The 17,196-nt window shown below is 70.0% G+C and carries 15 protein-coding genes and 2 tRNA genes; 13 read left to right on the top strand and 4 right to left on the bottom strand.

Going from position 1 to position 17,196, the window contains the following annotated elements; translation table 11 throughout:
• Positions 1-167: 167 nt before the first annotated feature.
• The 6 genes from ACZ7M2_RS04880 (at position 168) to ACZ7M2_RS04855 (ending at position 4,498) form a co-directional block, all read left to right on the top strand.
• Entirely contained in the window at positions 168-329 is a 162-nt protein-coding gene (locus tag ACZ7M2_RS04880) for a hypothetical protein (RefSeq protein ID WP_095854717.1), read from the top strand.
• A 247-nt stretch (positions 330-576) separates the two neighbouring features.
• Positions 577-1,143 (top strand): nicotinate-nucleotide adenylyltransferase, encoded by a 567-nt coding sequence (nadD, locus tag ACZ7M2_RS04875; RefSeq protein ID WP_248297702.1) that lies wholly within the window; start codon positions 577-579, stop codon positions 1,141-1,143.
• A 25-nt stretch (positions 1,144-1,168) separates the two neighbouring features.
• On the top strand, positions 1,169-2,968 hold the full coding sequence (locus ACZ7M2_RS04870; protein ID WP_471594134.1) for an LCP family protein: 1,800 nt from the start codon (positions 1,169-1,171) through the stop codon (positions 2,966-2,968).
• 172 nt (positions 2,969-3,140) lie between these two features.
• The gene (gene rsfS, locus ACZ7M2_RS04865) at positions 3,141-3,584 is read left to right on the top strand and encodes a ribosome silencing factor (protein WP_075032719.1); all 444 of its coding nucleotides are present in this window, start codon (positions 3,141-3,143) and stop codon (positions 3,582-3,584) included.
• 116 nt (positions 3,585-3,700) lie between these two features.
• Positions 3,701-4,318, top strand: coding sequence for a histidine phosphatase family protein (locus ACZ7M2_RS04860; protein ID WP_352046253.1), 618 nt, complete (start codon positions 3,701-3,703; stop codon positions 4,316-4,318).
• 107 nt (positions 4,319-4,425) lie between these two features.
• Positions 4,426-4,498 (top strand) — tRNA-Ala (locus ACZ7M2_RS04855).
• Positions 4,499-4,579: 81 nt separating this feature from the next.
• Here ACZ7M2_RS04855 and ACZ7M2_RS04850 read toward each other — a convergent pair.
• Entirely contained in the window at positions 4,580-5,497 is a 918-nt protein-coding gene (locus ACZ7M2_RS04850; RefSeq protein WP_471594133.1) for a helix-turn-helix transcriptional regulator, read from the bottom strand.
• A 224-nt stretch (positions 5,498-5,721) separates the two neighbouring features.
• Between ACZ7M2_RS04850 and ACZ7M2_RS04845 the strand changes: the two genes are divergently transcribed.
• From ACZ7M2_RS04845 to ACZ7M2_RS04835, 3 genes are all read left to right on the top strand, one after another.
• Positions 5,722-7,086: an MFS transporter gene (locus tag ACZ7M2_RS04845; protein ID WP_471594132.1), complete on the top strand. Its 1,365-nt coding sequence runs from the start codon at positions 5,722-5,724 to the stop codon at positions 7,084-7,086.
• Positions 7,087-7,155: 69 nt separating this feature from the next.
• Positions 7,156-7,329 (top strand): hypothetical protein, encoded by a 174-nt coding sequence (locus ACZ7M2_RS04840; RefSeq protein WP_101405208.1) that lies wholly within the window; start codon positions 7,156-7,158, stop codon positions 7,327-7,329.
• A 3-nt stretch (positions 7,330-7,332) separates the two neighbouring features.
• Positions 7,333-7,566 (top strand): hypothetical protein, encoded by a 234-nt coding sequence (locus tag ACZ7M2_RS04835; RefSeq protein WP_010986886.1) that lies wholly within the window; start codon positions 7,333-7,335, stop codon positions 7,564-7,566.
• On the opposite strand, the gene ACZ7M2_RS04830 is transcribed toward ACZ7M2_RS04835, so the two are convergent.
• Positions 7,535-8,767, bottom strand: a complete 1,233-nt coding sequence (locus ACZ7M2_RS04830) for a glycosyltransferase 87 family protein (RefSeq protein ID WP_471594131.1) — start codon at positions 8,765-8,767, stop codon at positions 7,535-7,537. The two genes, ACZ7M2_RS04835 and ACZ7M2_RS04830, sit on opposite strands and share 32 nt — an antisense overlap.
• A 147-nt stretch (positions 8,768-8,914) precedes the next feature.
• Here ACZ7M2_RS04830 and ACZ7M2_RS04825 point away from each other — a divergent pair.
• Positions 8,915-8,987: transfer RNA gene (locus tag ACZ7M2_RS04825), tRNA-Ala, on the top strand.
• Positions 8,988-9,037: 50 nt separating this feature from the next.
• On the opposite strand, the gene ACZ7M2_RS04820 is transcribed toward ACZ7M2_RS04825, so the two are convergent.
• Positions 9,038-10,657: an NADH-ubiquinone oxidoreductase-F iron-sulfur binding region domain-containing protein gene (locus ACZ7M2_RS04820; protein WP_471594130.1), complete on the bottom strand. Its 1,620-nt coding sequence runs from the start codon at positions 10,655-10,657 to the stop codon at positions 9,038-9,040.
• Positions 10,654-11,973 (bottom strand): cytochrome b/b6 domain-containing protein, encoded by a 1,320-nt coding sequence (locus ACZ7M2_RS04815; RefSeq protein ID WP_471594129.1) that lies wholly within the window; start codon positions 11,971-11,973, stop codon positions 10,654-10,656. Before ACZ7M2_RS04815 ends, ACZ7M2_RS04820 begins: the two co-directional genes overlap by 4 nt.
• 416 nt (positions 11,974-12,389) lie before the next feature.
• Between ACZ7M2_RS04815 and leuS the strand changes: the two genes are divergently transcribed.
• From leuS to ACZ7M2_RS04800, 3 genes are all read left to right on the top strand, one after another.
• Positions 12,390-15,278 carry a leucine--tRNA ligase gene (leuS, locus tag ACZ7M2_RS04810; RefSeq protein WP_471594128.1) on the top strand — a complete coding sequence of 963 codons (2,889 nt, stop codon included), beginning with the start codon at positions 12,390-12,392 and terminating at the stop codon, positions 15,276-15,278.
• A gap of 154 nt (positions 15,279-15,432) precedes the next feature.
• Positions 15,433-16,164, top strand: coding sequence for a hypothetical protein (locus ACZ7M2_RS04805; protein ID WP_471594127.1), 732 nt, complete (start codon positions 15,433-15,435; stop codon positions 16,162-16,164).
• 69 nt (positions 16,165-16,233) lie between these two features.
• Positions 16,234-17,079, top strand: a complete 846-nt coding sequence (locus ACZ7M2_RS04800) for a DegV family protein (RefSeq protein WP_352046187.1) — start codon at positions 16,234-16,236, stop codon at positions 17,077-17,079.
• Positions 17,080-17,196 lie beyond the last annotated feature (117 nt).

The raw sequence follows: 17,196 nt of genomic DNA, 5'->3' as shown, positions 1-17,196 counted from the left end.
GCGGGACCGCTGAGGCGGGGACAAGCCGGACGGCCGAGGCTGTGTCGGCCGGGGAGGCCGGAGCAACCGGCGTCCCCAACGGCGGAGTCGGCGTGATCGCGACCGAGGCCCCCGCATACGATGGACCGACGTCTTTATCCCGCCCACACCGGATAGGTCCTGCCGAGATGAGCTTCCACAGCACCGCTGCACAGTTGGTCACCGTTGCCGCCGAGGGCGAGCAGGGGGGCAACCACGAGAGCCTGAACCCGTTCCTGACCGGCGGTGGCGCGCTGTTCGTGCTGCTCCTGCTGCTGTGGATCACCACGCGTTTCAACCGCGACCGCTGAGCCTTTTCGGCCGTTCGGAGCCGTCCCGGGGACCCCTGTCGGGCGGAGCCCGTCGACCGGGCCGGTAGGGTCTGCACGCATGGGAGAGCAGGACATGCCTACCGGTCCGGCGAGTGACACGGAGAGCGGCGCCGTCGGCGGCGCCGCGGGTGACGCGCTCGGCGGCCCGGTGAGAGGCAGGGCGAGCCGGCTGACGACCGGCCCTGGGAACGGCCCCTCGAATCCGGGCAAGCGCCGCCTCGGCGTCATGGGCGGAACGTTCGACCCGATCCACCACGGGCACCTCGTGGCGGCCAGCGAGGTCGCCGCGCAGTTCCACCTCGACGAGGTGGTGTTCGTGCCGACCGGGCAGCCGTGGCAGAAGTCCGACCGGAAGGTCTCACCGGCCGAGGACCGCTATCTGATGACGGTCATCGCCACCGCCGAGAACCCGCAGTTCTCGGTGAGCCGCATCGACATCGACCGCGGCGGCCCGACCTACACCACGGACACCCTTCGAGATCTGCGCGCCCTCAACCCCGACACCGATCTTTTCTTCATCACCGGTGCCGATGCGCTTGGCCAGATCCTCACTTGGCGGTACGCGGAAGAGCTGTTCTCCCTCGCGCACTTCATCGGAGTCACCCGGCCCGGTCATACCCTGACCGACCCGGGCCTGCCGGAGGGCGGCGTCTCGCTGGTCGAGGTTCCCGCGCTGGCCATCTCCTCCACAGACTGCCGTGCGAGAGTCGCCAAGGGCGACCCCGTCTGGTACCTGGTGCCGGACGGTGTGGTGCGCTACATCGACAAGCGTGAGCTGTACCGCGGCGAGTGAGGCGAGTGAGCCGAGAGGGGCACCGGTGAACGACCGATACGACGGATACGCGGGCGGCGACCAGTACGAGCTCGTCGGCTACGACGAGTTCGGGCAGCCTGTGTACCGGCAGGTGGCGTCCCAGCAGCCCCAACAGGGCTACGACCCGTACGCGCAGCCACAGCAGCCACAGCAGCAGCACCAGGGCTACGGCTACGACCCCTACGCGACCGGCGCGGGGGGCTATGACACCGGTCAGCAGCAGCCCGTGTCCTCGTACGACACCGGTCAGCAGACCGCGGTCCCCGCCTACGACCCGTACGGAGCCGGTGCGTCCGGTGCCGCCGGGACGACGCCGTCGTACGACCCCTATGGGCAGACGGTGCACACGGGGCAGGCCGGCCAGGCCGGGCAGACGGGGCGGGCTGGGCAGGCCGGTCAGTCCCGGAGCGGGACCGGCGCCGCGGGCACGAGCACCGGGCAGCAGCCCCGGGTCGCCGAGCAGACCGCGTACATCCCGCAGCAGGCGCGCCCCGCGGAGGAGAAGGAGCCCCGGGCCGACCGGGACTACCGCACCGAGCAGTTCGCCTTCGTCGAGGAGCAGGAAGCCGAGCCCGAAGACGTCATCGACTGGCTCAACTTCACCGAGAACCGTACCGAGCGCCGCGAGGAGGCCAAGCGCCGCGCCCGCAGCAGGGTCGTCGCCCTGGTCGTGGTGCTCGCCCTGGTCGCGGTCGGCGGCGTCGGCTACCTCTGGTACGCGGGGAAGCTGCCCGGCACCTCCTCCGGCGGCAAGTCCGCCGCGACGACGGCCACGGGTGCCCAGAACCGTGATGTGATCGTCGTTCACCTGCACAACACGAAGGGCGGTGGCACCTCTACGGCGCTGCTCGTCGACAACACCACCACCAAGCAGGGCACCACCGTCCTGCTGCCCAACTCCCTTGCCCTGACGGATGACAGCGGCTCGACGACCACGCTCGCCAAGTCCGTCGGCGACGACGGCTCCTCCGGGACCCGGGACGCGATCGACACGGTGCTCGGGACCAACATCCAGGGCACCTGGCGCCTCGACACCCCCTACCTCAACAACCTGGTCGACCTCGTCGGCAGCATCGACCTCACCACCAACGCCGATGTGCCGGACCCCGACGCGAAGAAGAAGGGCGAGGCGCCCCTCGTGAAGAAGGGCGAGAACCAGACCCTCAGCGGCAAGATGGCCGTCGCCTACGCCACCTACCGGGCCTCCGGCGAAGCCCAGAACGCGCAGTTGGAGCGGTTCGGACAGGTCATGCAGGGCGTGCTGCGCAAGCTGTCCTCGGACAAACAGGCCGCGACCACCACCGTGCAGACCCTGGCGCAGATCCTCGACCCCTCCCTGACCGACCAGGACCTCGGCGCCTTCCTCGCCAAGCTCGCCGACCTCGCCAAGGGCGGCGACTACAAAACAGCGCTGCTGCCCGTGCAGCAGGACGGCACCCTGAGCGAGAGCGCCACCAACAGCGTGGTCAAGGACGTCCTCGGTGGCACCGCCAAGAGTCCCGACGCCGGTGCCGCCGTCCGTGTCGGCATCAAGAACGCCACCGGGAACAAGGACGCCACCGAGAAGTCCCGCGTCGTCCTGGTCAACGGCGGCTACACCTTCCTGGACTCCGGCACCGCCGCCACCGCCCAGAGCGTGTCCCAGATCACGTACACCGATGCCGCCAGGAAGAACGACGCCATCGAGGTCGCGAAGACCCTCGGCCTGCCCACCAGCACCGTGAAGAAGGGCAGTGGCTCGTCCAACGCGGACGTCTCGGTGGTCCTCGGCCAGGACTACAAGGTGACCACCTCCACCGGGTGATCACGGTGACCACTCCACTGGGCGATCACGAGGAGTGGTCGCGGGTGACCCTCCGGAGCGGTCGGCGCCACGCCCCGGGGCCCCCGGGGCGTGGCCACGGAAACGCGTGGGGCGCCGTCGGCGGTCCGTGAGACCCTTGAGTCATTACTGACCGCCGACGGAAAGCCGCGTAGTGACCGCCACGGACCGCTCCATCGAGCTCATCACCACCGCCGCGCAGGCGGCCGCAGACAAGCTCGCGCACGACATCATCGCCTACGACGTCAGCGACGTTCTCTCGATCACCGACGCCTTCCTGCTGGCGTCCGCCCCCAACGACCGCCAGGTCAAGTCGATCGTCGACGAGATCGAAGAGCGGCTGAACAAGGAGCTCGGCGCCAAGCCGGTGCGCCGCGAGGGCGACCGCGAGGCCCGCTGGGTACTGCTCGACTACGTCGACATCGTGGTGCACGTGCAGCACAGCGAGGAGCGTGTCTTCTACGCTCTGGAGCGGCTGTGGAAGGACTGCCCCGAGCTTGACCTGCCCGCCGACGCCAAGGCCACCCGCGGCAAGGCCGCCGAGCACGCCAAGCTGCAGGCCGAGGAGGACTCCGTCGAATTCGGGGAGCTGCGGTGACCGCGGCGGGCGCCGAGGCGGCCAGGACGTCCGCCACGGGTGACGCCCAGGCGGGGCGGCAGCCGACCGTCGCGGGCGTCGAGGCCGGGGAGAAGCCGGGCCGCGGTCGCCGCGTCATCCTGTGGCGGCACGGCCAGACCTCCTGGAACGTGGATCGCCGCTTCCAGGGCACCACGGACGTCGAGCTCACCGAGACGGGCATCGGCCAGGCCCGCCGCGCCGCCCGGCTGCTCGCCTCGCTGAAGCCCGATGTGATCGTCGCCTCGGACCTCCAGCGCGCCGCGAACACGGCCGCCGAACTGTCCACGCTCACCGGCATCGACGTCATCCACGACGAGGGCCTGCGCGAGACCTACGCGGGCGTCTGGCAGGGGCTGACGCACGAGGAGATCATCGCCCAGTACGGCGACGAGTACGCCGCCTGGAAGCGTGGTGAGCCGGTGCGCCGCGGCGGCGGCGAACTGGAGACCGAGGTCGCCGACCGCGCCGCCCCCGTGGTGCTGAGCCACGCCGACAAGCTTCCCGAGGACGGCACCCTCGTGGTCGTCAGCCACGGCGGCACCATCCGCACCACCATCGGGCGCCTGCTCGGCCTGGAGTCCCGGCACTGGGAGAGCCTGGGTGGCCTCTCCAACTGCTGCTGGTCCGTCCTCGGAGAGGGCGCGCGGGGCTGGCGGCTGCTCGAGCACAACGCCGGCACACTGCCGGAGCCGGTGCTCGGCGACGACGACTGAGCGGCCCCCTGTCCGGTCCCGTGGGCCAGGAGGGACCGGATTTCACTTTCTGGCAGGTCGCAGGCTAAAGTTCTTGTTGTTCGCCCCGCCGGGCGGGAAGAACACAAGGGGCTATAGCTCAGTTGGTAGAGCGCCTGCATGGCATGCAGGAGGTCAGGAGTTCAATTCTCCTTAGCTCCACAGATCAACTCTCTTGAGTTGTCAAAGATCAGCACAGATCAGTGATGAGAATCCCGTTCCCTTCGAGGGGCGGGATTTTTTTCATGTCCCCCAGGTTGTCGGTGACATGGGCGACATCGGTCCCAGGGATGCCGTGGCGGCCGCGAGTGACGGTGGCCACAACCGCTCCCGCCGCTCGCGCAGAACCGCCAGCCCCTTGTGCGCCTTCTCGTCGTCCGGGGTGTAGGCGACGATCCGGCACTCCGGCATCCCGTCGATGGACAGCGACACCGAGGTCATCCGCAGTTCGCCCACCGCCTCATGGCGGAACGTCTTCACACGCGGTCCCGGCGGGAGGACGTCTCCGCCCGCCCACAACTCGGCGAAGCGCGGGCTGGCGGCCGACAGCTTGCGTATGTAGTCCTCCCAGGCGGGCTCGCCGACATGTCTGCCGTACGCGGAGCGCAGCGTCGCCACCATCAACGGCAGTTCGCTGTCCAGGAACACCACGGGGCAGCCGGGCTCGGGCACGGTGAAGAGAGTCCACAGCACGTTGGGAACGCCGATGCCGAGCGTCTGCGGCACGAAGAACAGGTCGCGGTAAGGGGGGTTGGCGGCCAGGATGTCGTACCGCGAGTTGTAGACCGCCGCTGGGTGCGGATCGAGGGCGTCGATGATGCCCTGGATCTCCGCGCTCACGGTCTGTGCGGGGAGCTCCGGCTCGGACTCGTAGGGCACTTCGGCCAAGTGGTACAGATGCTCCCGCTCGGTCTGGTCCAGGCGCAGGGTGCGCGCCACCGCGTCCAGGACCTGAGGAGAGGCGTTGATGGGGCGGCCTTGCTCCAGCCATGTGTACCAGGTCACACCGACCCCGGAGAGCTGTGCGACCTCTTCGCGGCGCAGACCCGGCGTGCGGCGCCGCAAGCCCGGGGGCATCCCGACGTCGGCGGGTGTCACCCGCGCCCGCCGGCCGCGCAGAAAGCCGGCCAGCTCCGGCCTGCGACGCTGTGTCGTGTTCATCGGCTTCACTTCCCCCGTCTTCCATCGTCCGCGCCGAACCCGTCCGCTGCCAGGTGCTGTCAGTACCAGCATCGGCGGGCTCTCGGCACCCGTATCCGGCCGCCGCCAGGCTCGGAGCCATGACGACGACAACCCCCGCGGGCCCAGGTCCCGCAGCGGATTCAAGTCCTGCGACCAGTAAAGCCCCCGGCACTGACAATCGCCCCGGACGGCTGCTCGCGGTCGTGCTCGCAGCCCAGTTCATGGCACTGCTCGACGTTTTCATCGTGAACGTCGCCGTGCCCACGATCGGTTCCGAACTCCACGCGTCCGGCGCCGGAATGCAGTTGGTGGTCGCCGGATACTCCATCGCGTACGCCGTACTGCTGATCACCGGCGCGCGCCTCGGCGACCTGCTCGGCCACCGCCGCGTCCACCTCGCCGGGCTCGCGCTGTTCACCGCGGCCTCGCTGGCGTGCGGACTCGCCGGGGGAACCGGGGAGTTGATCGCGTTCCGGCTGGTGCAGGGCGCCGGCGCGGCCGTGATGATCCCGCAGGTGCTCAGCCTGATCCAGCGCCACTTCACGGGCGAGGCCCGGGCCCGTGCCCTCGGCGCGTACTCCGCCGTCGTCGCGACGGGAGCCGCGGCCGGACAGGTGCTGGGCGGCGTCCTGGTCAGCGCCGACCTGTTCGGCACCGGCTGGCGGCCGGTGTTCCTGGTCAACGTGCCCGTGGGCCTCGTGCTCCTGGCCGTCGGCCACCGGGTCCTGCCCCGGGACGCCTCGGGAACCGTGGAGCGCTCACGCGGCCTCGACCTGCCGGGCCTCGTCCTGCTCGGCGCCGCCGTGTCGCTGCTCACCGTGCCGCTCGTGCTCGGTCAGGAGGAGGGCTGGCCGCTGTGGTCCTGGCTGTCGCTCGGCGCGGCCGTGGTCCTCTTCACCCTTTTCTGTCTGTACGAGTCCCGGCTCGCCCGGCGGGGTGGTGCGCCGCTGATTTCACCCCGGGTGCTGCGCCACCCCGGCATGGGTCTCGCGGTCTTCCGCCTGCTCGCGGTGATGGCGGTCAACGCGGGTTTCCTGTTCGCTCTGACCCTGCACGTTCAGGGCGGCCTCGGGTACAGCGCGCTGCGCGCCGGACTCACCTTCGCGCCGACCGCGGTGGTCTTCGGCCTGGTCGGTCTGACCTGGCGCGACTGGCCGGCCGCTCTGCAGGCTGTCCTGATCCCGGCCGGCTTCGCCATCGCCGCCGTTTCTGTGGCCTGCGTCGGAGCCGTGCTGAAGGGCGGGGGCGACGGTGGTTTCTGGCTGTATGTGGCGTTCGCGGGCATGGGGACCGGTCTCGCACTGGGCTTCAGCCCCACGCTGACCAGGGCTCTGGCCACGGTGCGGCCCGAGGATGCGGCGGACGCCAGTGGACTGCTCGCGACGGTCGCCCAGCTCGGTCAGCTGATCGGTGTCGCGGCCTTCGGCACACTCTTCTTGAACCGACTTGAGTCACTTGGGGCTCCGGGGGCGTATACCTCTGCGGACGCGCTCCTCATGTGCACGTATGCGCTGGCCGCGACGGCCACGTCGGGCGCTGTGTCCGGACTGGTACGAAGGCGTCGCTGACCGTATTGCTCCGGCCGTGGCAGAATCAAACGGCCGGAAGGGGGCGCGGCCCGACGGGAGGGAGAAGCGATGCCTGCGAGCATCCTCGAGGAGGTCGACGATCTCCTCGATGTGGCACAGACACGTAGAAGAGCCACTCTCCTCGATTGTCCTTCCTGCGGATCGGTCCACGTCGCCCAGGTCCTCGGCGACAACGGCGGGATCTCCTACGTGTGCACGGCCTGCGGCCACAGCTGGAGCTGATCGATGGGTGCACACAGGCGGAAGTGCGATTGGTGCGGCAGTGGCACGCCGATCGTCCGCGACATGGAGCCGGTCAACCACGACTACCAGTACTGGTGCGAGGAGTGCGCGCGGGCGCTGATCATAAAAGGCGACCCGATCGAGACGTACCGCGAGCTGGAGGGCGAGCCGATCTACGGCCGGCTCCTCGACGAGCACTGCACGCTCAAACGGTTCTATTCGTTCGCCACAGCCTGACTCCGACCAGGGTCAGGAAGACGAGACCGGCTCCTTCGTAGAGGGCCGACAACGTCAACTGGGCGCCCGTCTGGCGCAGTTCGAGCCGTCCCGGGCCGTGTGGCACCCACCACAGCGCGTACGAGCAGAAGACCAGTGCCGTACCGGCGGCGCTCACCAATGCCGTACCGACGGCCGTCACCTGTGCCGAGCCGACGGCGGCCGTCCGGCCGCGCGTGCCGAGGATCAGCACCATCGGCACGCACCACACCCAGTGGTGCGACCACGACACCGGACTGATCAGCAGCGCCGTGACCGCGCAGGCGGCCACGGCCCAGGCGCGCCGCCCGCGCAGCTCCGCCGCCACGGCGACCCCGAGGCCCAGGGAGCCCGCCACGGCCGCCGAGGCGACCCACCAGAGGCCCGGCTGAGTGGTGTGCAGCAGCCGGGCCAGTACCCCGCGCAGCGACTGGTTCGCGGTGTCCTCCACGAGGCCGACCCGACCCGTCTCGAAGACCATGCGGCTCCAGAAGCGCCATGAGTCGTAGGGCAGGGCGGAGGCCGCCAGCAGGGTTGCTCCGGCGAACGCGACGGCCGCTCCGCGCGCGTGCCGCAGCCAGGGGCCTCCAGGGCCCCGCCGTGCGTGTGCCACGACACCGGCGACCAGCAGGAACGCCGCGAAGAGCGCCGGTGTCAGCTTGATCGCCGCCGCGAGCCCGATGCCCACTCCGGCCCACCGGTGCCAGGGCCGCCGCGTCAGGTCCCACAGCACCAGCACGCCGAGCAGCAGATTGATCTGCCCGTACCGCACGGTCGTCCACACGGGCTCGCACCACACCGCCACCGCGGACACCCACCAGACGCCCTCCACGCGCGCGTGGTCGACGAGCCGTAGCGAGAGGGCCACGAACACCACAAGAAGGGCCAGATTTCCGGCCGTCGCCAGGGTCCGCATGGTCGACGTGTCCAGCAGCGTCAGCGGCGTGAACAGCAGCGCCGCGAACGGCGGGTAGGTGGTCGGCAGATGGGCCTCGGTCGTACGCAGCGCGTAGAGGTCGCCGCCCGCGCGGACGGTCTCGCCCTCCGCCCGGTACACCATCAGGTCGATCATCGACACGTGCGCGGCCCGCTGTGCCCACCAGAAGGCTACGAAGGACAACAGGCACGCCCCCACGGCGACGGGCGCACGGCGGCGGACACGGGGGAGCGCGATCACGGTCACGAAGGCCGACACTATCCCTCATGTCCGCATTGTCCGCACGGCACGGAATCGATTTGGTGGTCCACGGGGAGGACCGTGTAATGTTGGCGTCGCCGCCGGGGAAACCGGGCGACACGGTCGATATGCGGCTTCGCCGCATGGCCACGAGGGGCTATAGCTCAGTTGGTAGAGCGCCTGCATGGCATGCAGGAGGTCAGGAGTTCAATTCTCCTTAGCTCCACACATATTGAAGGCGGGTCACCCGGTCAGGGTGACCCGCCTTCGTCGTGTTCAGCGGCCGCTGCCGAGCGCCCGACGACCACGGCGCTGGGAGAGGACCGGAAGGTTGTTGCGTGCCGGGGCGGAGGCGCGGGTGTCCTCCTCGATGCGCAGGGCGAGCGCCGGGCAGCGGCGTACGGCCCGCAGCGCCTTCGCCTCCGCGTACCGGGGGACCTGGGCCTGCGCGACGGTGGGGAAGCCGTCGGCGCCCAGTTCGAAGACCTCGGGAAGGATGTCCGCGCACAGGCCGTGACCGCGGCACAGTGTCCAGTCGACGTAGATCTTCTGGCGGCTTGGGCCGGCCTCCTCGACCGCTTGGCCGCCAGGGATGCCGGTGGGCAGCTGACCGCCCTCGAAGAGCGGCAGAACGCCCTCCACGGGCCTTCCGCAGCCATTGCCGAGGACATGGGCGGCCAGGTCGTCCGTGAACGCCTTGATGGTCGACTCGATGAACATCGCCGAGCCGTCGGGGTGCGAGCAGGCGCCGCGTCTTTTCACGGCCTTGGCGACCTGCTTCACGGCCTCCAGGGCGGCCGGTCCGCCGCCGTTGAGGATGTCCTCCAGGCCGCGCGCCGCGGCGGGCAGGCCGAGGTAGCAGGGACCGCACTGTCCCGCGCTCTCCTCCGCCAGCCACTGGGCCACCCGGAGGGACTCGCCCAGCGGGCACGTCTCCTGGGTGATCGGGAGGATCGCGCCGGCGCCGAGCGCGCCGCCCACCGCGTCCAGGGAGTTGCGCGAGACGATCGCCTCGTTGACCGTCGAGGCGTCCAGCCACTTGCCGTGGTAGCCGCCGGTCAGCACGCCCTGCGGCATCGGCGGGGCGCCGGCCAGCTGGAGCACGTAGCGCAGCGGCACGCCGGTGGGGACCTCGATCACCATGGGGCGGGCGACCGCCCCGGAGATGGTGAGCATGACGGTGCCGGGCTCGTCGTAGAGACCGGTGTTGCGGTAGCGGTCGGGGCCGATACGGGCGGCGATGGCCAGCTGCGCGTATGTCTCGGCGTTCGACAGCAGGGTGGGCGCGCCGCCGACACCGCTCTGCGACGCGCTGATCTTGCGGCCCGGCGGGATGGCTGGGCCGCCGTCGATGGAGCGGATGAGCGAAGCGGCCGCTCCGGTCACCATGCGCACGGGATTGCGCTGCACGCGCGCGCGGAGCGGCGATCCGCGCCGGTCGCTGAGGCCGCGCTCGGCCAGCGCGGCCTCCATGGACCGCTGGGTCGACTCACGGGTCACCCCGATGACCAGGGTGCGGGCGCCCATGGCCTCCGCGGCGAGCAGGGCGCCGTCCAGGATGAGGTGCGGGGCACGGTTGATGAGCACCGTGTCCTTGCGGCAGGCGGGTTCGTCCTCACTTCCATTGACGACCACGACGGGTCGGATGCCCTTGCTGATGGCCGACTCGGCGACCGAGCGCAGTTTCTTGGCGAAGGGGAAGCCCGCGCCGCCGCGGCCCTTCAGGCCGATCGCCTCGGCGAGGCCCGCGAGCTGTTCACCGCCCATCGGCTCGAGCGGCCCGTGCACCTTGAGGTGCATGGGCAGATCGAGCCGTTCAACCAGGTCGAAGCCCGACGTGAGCTGCGGAAGCCCGACGACGCGGACCTCCGGGACGTCGGGCAGGGCCTCGTTCACTTAAAGCCTCCGGAAGGGGCGTTCCATGGTTCACCGGAGCCAGGAGCGTCGAAGGCGCCCGGCAGTACGTCAGTCGTGGGACCGCTGTCGTACGTGTCGTTGGTGTTGTACGTACCGAAGGCAGGATTCGTCTCACCGTTGTTGTACACATCACTCGTGCCGTACCCACCGGTGGCCGAATTGTCATAGACGGGGATGTTGTATCCCGTGTCGGCGAGCGGGTCGTACGCGGAGCGGGGCGCCTCGCCGACCGGCGGCGGCGAGGGGATGGGCCAACTGCCCGACGTGCTGCCGCCGGCGTCGGCGCGGGGGAACGTCTCCGTCGGCTGCATGTCCATGGGCATCTGGACGCGCTCGGTCGGGGCCGCGCCGGCGGGGTAAGCGCCGGGCGTGCCCGAGACGGCCCGGTAGGCGGCCGCGAAACCGGACGTCGCGTCCGCGGCAGCGGCTGGGTCGACCGGGGTCTGGTACAGCGACTGCTCGGGGGACGGCGTGCGCTGCGGGGGTACGAAGGGGGCGCCCGCGGACTGCTGCGCCGGGCGCGGGGCAAAGCCCGACAGGGAGTTCTCCGACAGGGCGGCACGGGATGCCGTCAGGTCCTCGCGGGTCATGCGGCCACCGGCGCCGCCGCCCTCGCCGAGGATCGCCAGGATCCGGTCGGCGACCTTGCGCTTGAAGGGGTGGGGAGCCGCACGCAGGGCGAGGGCCCCACCGACCGCGACCAGGCACAACTCGTACGACACCATGAAGAACGGCTTCGCCGCCCGTCCCGCGAAGAGACCATGGATCAGCGCCGCGCACAGGGCCGGGTACGCCAGCATGTGCATCGCGCGCCAGCGTGCCGCGACCGGTGCCGGGGCCGCGAACTGGTTGCGCAGTGCGCCGGTGATGCCTACGAAGATCATGAGCAGCCCGGCCAGAGAGCCGAGGCCGATGAGTCCTGCGCTGCCCTTGACGCCCAGGCTGAAGGGGATCAGCGCGGCGATCAGGACGGTGTGGTCCAGCGCCAGTTTGATGGTGATGTGCACCAAGAGGAACGCGATCGAGCCGACGGCCGTCACCCGGTGGATGCCCTGTGCCACGATCCGCTGACGCGTGTTGAGGATGAGCCGGTCCTGGGCGATGAGGCCCCAGATGACGGAGCACGTGAGGGAGACGAGCGACAGGACGCCCGCGCCGAAGTTGAGGAAGTCCTGGACTTGGTTGCCTCCGGCCAGCACGACCACGGGTATGAGCAGCAGGACGGCAGCCGTCGCCACCCCGTAGGCCGAGCGGCCCGGTCGGGGAAGCGTGCTGCCACTGCGACGAGGGTTCATAGGGGGTTACTCCCAACGGTTCGGGGAAGCGGTCCCGAAGCCGAACTCTAAGTCGAGCCATACCGATGGGTACGAGGTTTGAGTTATTGCGTTGTTATCAAAGGGCGGCCAGGTTCTTGTGTTGTCCCGTAGCGTCCCCTTACGCGAAGTAATATTTGAATATTGTTCAGTTTTTTTGGCGTGATTGTGATGAGCGGCACGGCGTGTCTGCCCCGTCCGAAGCTCGTCGCGGCGCGCGCGGGGGCTGCGGTACCCTGACGCCATGCGTGCCGTACGCCTTCTGCTTAGCGAGCCGCGCTGATCAGTCCCGACCACTGACGACCCGTGGTCGGCATCGGCGCGGCGTCCCCTCCTGTGCGAGGGGATTTTTCATTTCTAAGCCGCCGGCAGAGACGATCGATGGAGCTTTGAGGATCATGAGCGAGACGAACCCCGCTGCCGCCTCCGAGGTGGCAGCGCCGCACCGCTACACGGCCGCGATGGCCGCTGAGATCGAGGCACGCTGGCAGGACTTCTGGGACGCCGAGGGCACGTACGAGGCGCCGAACCCCAGCGGTGACCTGGCGGGCGACCCCGAGCTGGCCGCCAAGCCCAAGAAGTTCATCATGGACATGTTCCCGTACCCCTCGGGGGCGGGTCTGCACGTCGGCCACCCCCTGGGCTACATCGCCACCGATGTATTCGCCCGGTTCCAGCGCATGACGGGCCACAACGTCCTGCACACCCTGGGCTTCGACGCCTTCGGTCTGCCCGCCGAGCAGTACGCCGTGCAGACGGGCACCCACCCGCGGGTGTCCACCGAGGCCAACATCGAGAACATGAAGGCCCAGCTGCGCGCGCTGGGCCTGGGTCACGACAAGCGCCGGTCGTTCGCCACGATCGACCCGGAGTACTACAAGTGGACGCAGTGGATCTTCCTGCAGATCTTCAACTCCTGGTACGACGACGAGGCGGACAAGGCCCGTCCGATCTCCGCGCTGATCGCCCAGTTCGAGAGCGGCGAGCGCGCCGTACCGGGCGTTGACGGCACCACGCGCGCGTGGAACGAGCTGACCGCCGACGAGCGCGCCGACGTCCTGAGCGAGTACCGACTGGCGTACGCCTCCGACGCGCCCGTCAACTGGTGCCCCGGGCTGGGCACGGTGCTGGCCAACGAGGAGGTCACCGCCGACGGCCGCTCCGAGCGCGGGAACTTCCCCGTCTTCAAAGCCAAGCTGCGCCAGTGGAACATGCGCATCACGGCGTACGCCGACCGGCTGCTGGACGACCTGGAGGCGCTGGACTGGCCCGAGGCGATCAAGCTGCAGCAGCGCAACTGGATCGGCCGCTCCGAGGGCGCCCGCGTCGACTTCCCGATCGACGGCGAAGCCATCACGATCTTCACCACGCGCCCGGACACCCTGTTCGGCGCCACCTACATGGTGCTGGCGCCCGAGCACCCGCTGGTCGACAAGTTCGTCCCCGAAGCCTGGCCCGAGGGCACCCACGAGGTGTGGACCGGCGGTCACGCCACGCCCGCCGAGGCCGTCGCCGCCTACCGTGTGCAGGCCGCCTCGAAGTCCGACGTCGAACGGCAGGCCGAGGCCAAGGACAAGACCGGTGTCTTCACCGGCGCCTACGCGACCAACCCCGTCAACGGCGAGCAGGTCCCGGTCTTCATCGCCGACTACGTCCTGATGGGTTACGGCACCGGCGCGATCATGGCCGTCCCGGCGGGCGACCAGCGCGACTTCGAGTTCGCGCGCGCCTTCGAACTGCCGATCCGCTGCATCGTCGAGCCGACGGACGGCCGTGGCACCGACACGTCCGCGTGGGAGAACGCCTTCGGGTCGTACGACGCGAGGATCATCAACTCCTCCAACGACGACATCTCGCTGGACGGCCTGGGTGTGGCCGAGGCGAAGGAGCGCATCACCGAGTGGCTGGCACGCAAGGGCATCGGTGAGGGCACCGTCAACTTCCGTCTGCGCGACTGGCTGTTCAGCCGCCAGCGCTACTGGGGCGAGCCCTTCCCGATCGTCTACGACGAGGACGGCGTCGCGCACGCGCTGCCCGAGTCGATGCTGCCCCTGGAGCTGCCGGAGGTCGAGGACTACTCGCCGCGCACCTTCGACCCGGACGACGCGAACACCTCCCCCGAGACGCCGCTGTCCCGCAACGAGGACTGGGTCAACGTCACCCTGGACCTGGGTGACGGCCGCGGCCCGCAGAAGTACCGCCGCGAGACCAACACCATGCCCAACTGGGCCGGTTCCTGCTGGTACGAGCTGCGCTACCTGGACCCGCACAACGACCAGAAGCTGGTCGACCCGGCCATCGAGCAGTACTGGATGGGCCCGCGCGAGGGCCAGCCGCACGGTGGCGTCGACCTGTACGTCGGCGGCGCCGAGCACGCCGTGCTGCACCTGCTGTACGCGCGCTTCTGGTCGAAGGTGCTGTACGACCTGGGGTACGTCTCCTCGGTCGAGCCGTTCCACAAGCTGTTCAACCAGGGCATGATCCAGGCCTTCGTGTACCGCGACAGCCGTGGCATCGCGGTGCCGGCCGCCGAGGTGGAGGAGCGCGACGGCGCGTACTACTACCAGGGCGAGAAGGTCTCCCGGCTGCTGGGCAAGATGGGTAAGTCCCTGAAGAACGCGGTCACTCCGGACGAGATCTGTGCCGAGTACGGCGCGGACACCCTGCGCCTGTACGAGATGGCGATGGGCCCCCTGGACGTGTCGCGGCCGTGGGACACGCGCGCGGTGGTAGGCCAGTACCGGCTGCTGCAGCGGCTGTGGCGCAACGTCGTCGACGAGACCACGGGCGAGGTCACGGTCGTCGACACCCCGGCCGACGAGGACACCCTGCGGGCGCTGCACAAGGCGATCGACGGCGTGCGCCAGGACCTGGAGGGCCTGCGCTTCAACACCGCCATCGCCAAGGTCACCGAGCTGAACAACCACCTGACCAAGACCGGCGGCCCCGTGTCGCGCACGGTCGCCGAGCCCCTGGTGCTGCTGGTCGCGCCGCTGGCCCCGCACATCGCCGAGGAGCTGTGGCGCAAGCTGGGCCACACCGACTCGGTCGTCCACCAGGGCTTCCCGGTGGCCGACCCGGCGTACGTCGTGGACGAGGCCGTGACCTGCGTCGTGCAGATCAAGGGCAAGGTCAAGGCGCGCCTGGAGGTCTCCCCGTCGATCTCCGACGCGGAGCTGGAGAAGATCGCGCTGGCCGACGAGAAGGTCGTCGCCGCGCTGGACGGCGCGGGTATCCGCAAGGTGATCGTGCGGGCGCCGAAGCTGGTGAACATCGTCACGGCGTAGCCGCTTGCCCCGGTCCGGCACGGATGGGTGGCTTGGCTAGGGGTAGTCCCCTACGGGCAGGTTCGGGGTTCTTCCGGAACTCCGGACCTGCCCGTTGCGTTTACCGTTGAAGAGCGACGCGGCGGTTGCCGCGACCGTCCGGAGGAGGAGCGTGGTGGAAGCCGTGATCACAGTAATCGCCCTGCTCTTCCTGCTGTTCGTGGTGCTGGGCGCATACGCCACCGTGAAGGTGATCGGCGCCGCCAAGCGCGGTGTGGACCGCACGATCTCCCAGGCCCGCCGCACGGTCGAGGACACCACCCTGCGTGCCAAGACCTTCGCTCAGCCGGGCCCGGCGGGGGAGATCGCCCAGCTGAGGCTGACGCTGCGCACCTCGATGCGGGCCACGCAGGACGCGCTGCACTCGGGCGTGGCCGAGGACGAGTCCCTGAAGGAGTCCCTGGGGCTGTTCGAGCGGCTCAGCGTGCACGGGCGCGAGCTGGACGACGAGCTGAGGCGCCTGGAGAGCGAACCCGACAAGAGGACGCTCTCCACGCGGCTGCCCGAGCTGCGTGAGCGCACCGAACGGATCACGCAGTCCGCGGACTCCCTGCGCTGGGCCGCGCGCGACCGGGCCCGCCGGTTCGCCGCCGACGACCTGGATTCGCTGAGTGAGCAGATCGACGTGGAGGCGGGCGCCCTGCGGCACTGGACGACCGAGCCGGGACCCACCGCCTCCTGGCCCGAGGCACCGGCACCGGACACGGCCACTTCCAGCGGCCAGACCTGGCCGGAGCCCCCACGCTCCCGCCCGGCCGACGAGCCGCCGCGCTCCGCGATCACTCCGCCGGTACAGCGGCCCATCTACCCCTGGCAGAAGAAACCCCGTCCCGAGAGCACGACTTGACCCGACCTAGACCGCAGGTGAAAGGGGCCGGGCTGCCGTCCGCGCTCCCCGGCAGGTAACCTCCAGCTCATGTCCCGCCATGTCGCGATCGTCACCGATTCCACGGCCTACTTGCCGCCCCGGACGATGGAGCGCCACGGCATCACCGCGGTGCCCCTGACCGTGGTTCTCGGTGATCAGGCGCTCGAAGAGGGCACCGAGATCTCGGCCCGCTCCCTGGCGCAGGCACTTCAGAAGCGGCGCTCCGTCACCACGTCCCGCCCTAGCCCCGAGGTTTTCGCCGCGGCCTACCGCAAGGTCGCCGAGTCGGGCGCGACCGACATCGTCTCGCTCCACCTGTCCGCCGAGTTCTCCGGGACTTACGACGCCGCCGTCCTCGCGGCCCGTGAGGCTCCGGTCCCCGTGCGGGTGGTGGACACCGGGATGGTCGCGATGGCCCTCGGGTTCTGTGCACTGGCCGCGGCCGAGTCCGCGGAGGCGGGGGGCTCCGCCGACGAGGCGGTCACGGCCGCGGAGAAGCGGGCCGCCGGCACCTACGCGTACTTCTACGTCGACACGCTCGACTATCTGCGCCGTGGCGGCCGGATCGGCGCCGCGCAGGCGCTGTTGGGCTCTGCGCTCGCAGTGAAGCCGCTGCTCCAGCTCGACGGAGGGCGGATCGAACTCCTGGAGAAGGTACGGACGGCGTCCAAGGCGATCGCCCGGCTCGAGGAGATCGTGGCCGAACGCGCGGGCAGTGCCCAGGTCGACATCGCCGTCCACCACCTCGCCGCCCCCGAGCGGGCGTCCGCTCTCGCGGACCGATTGCGGGCGAGGGTGCCGGGCGTGGTCGATCTGCATGTGAGCGAGGTCGGTGCGGTGATCGGCGCGCACACGGGCCCCGGGCTGCTGGGAGCGGTCGTCTCGCCTCGATGAGGCTGAGGAGCCCGGTGGCGGCGGGGTGGGAGCGCCTGCGTCTGGTGGGACTGCTGCGTGTACTGCGTGCGCTGCGTCTGCTGGGCCTGCTGGGCCTGGTGTGACTCGTGTGGGTGA

The organism is Streptomyces sp. NPDC111507 (assembly GCF_055638955.1).
This window is presented reverse-complemented; position numbering and strand designations above follow the sequence as displayed.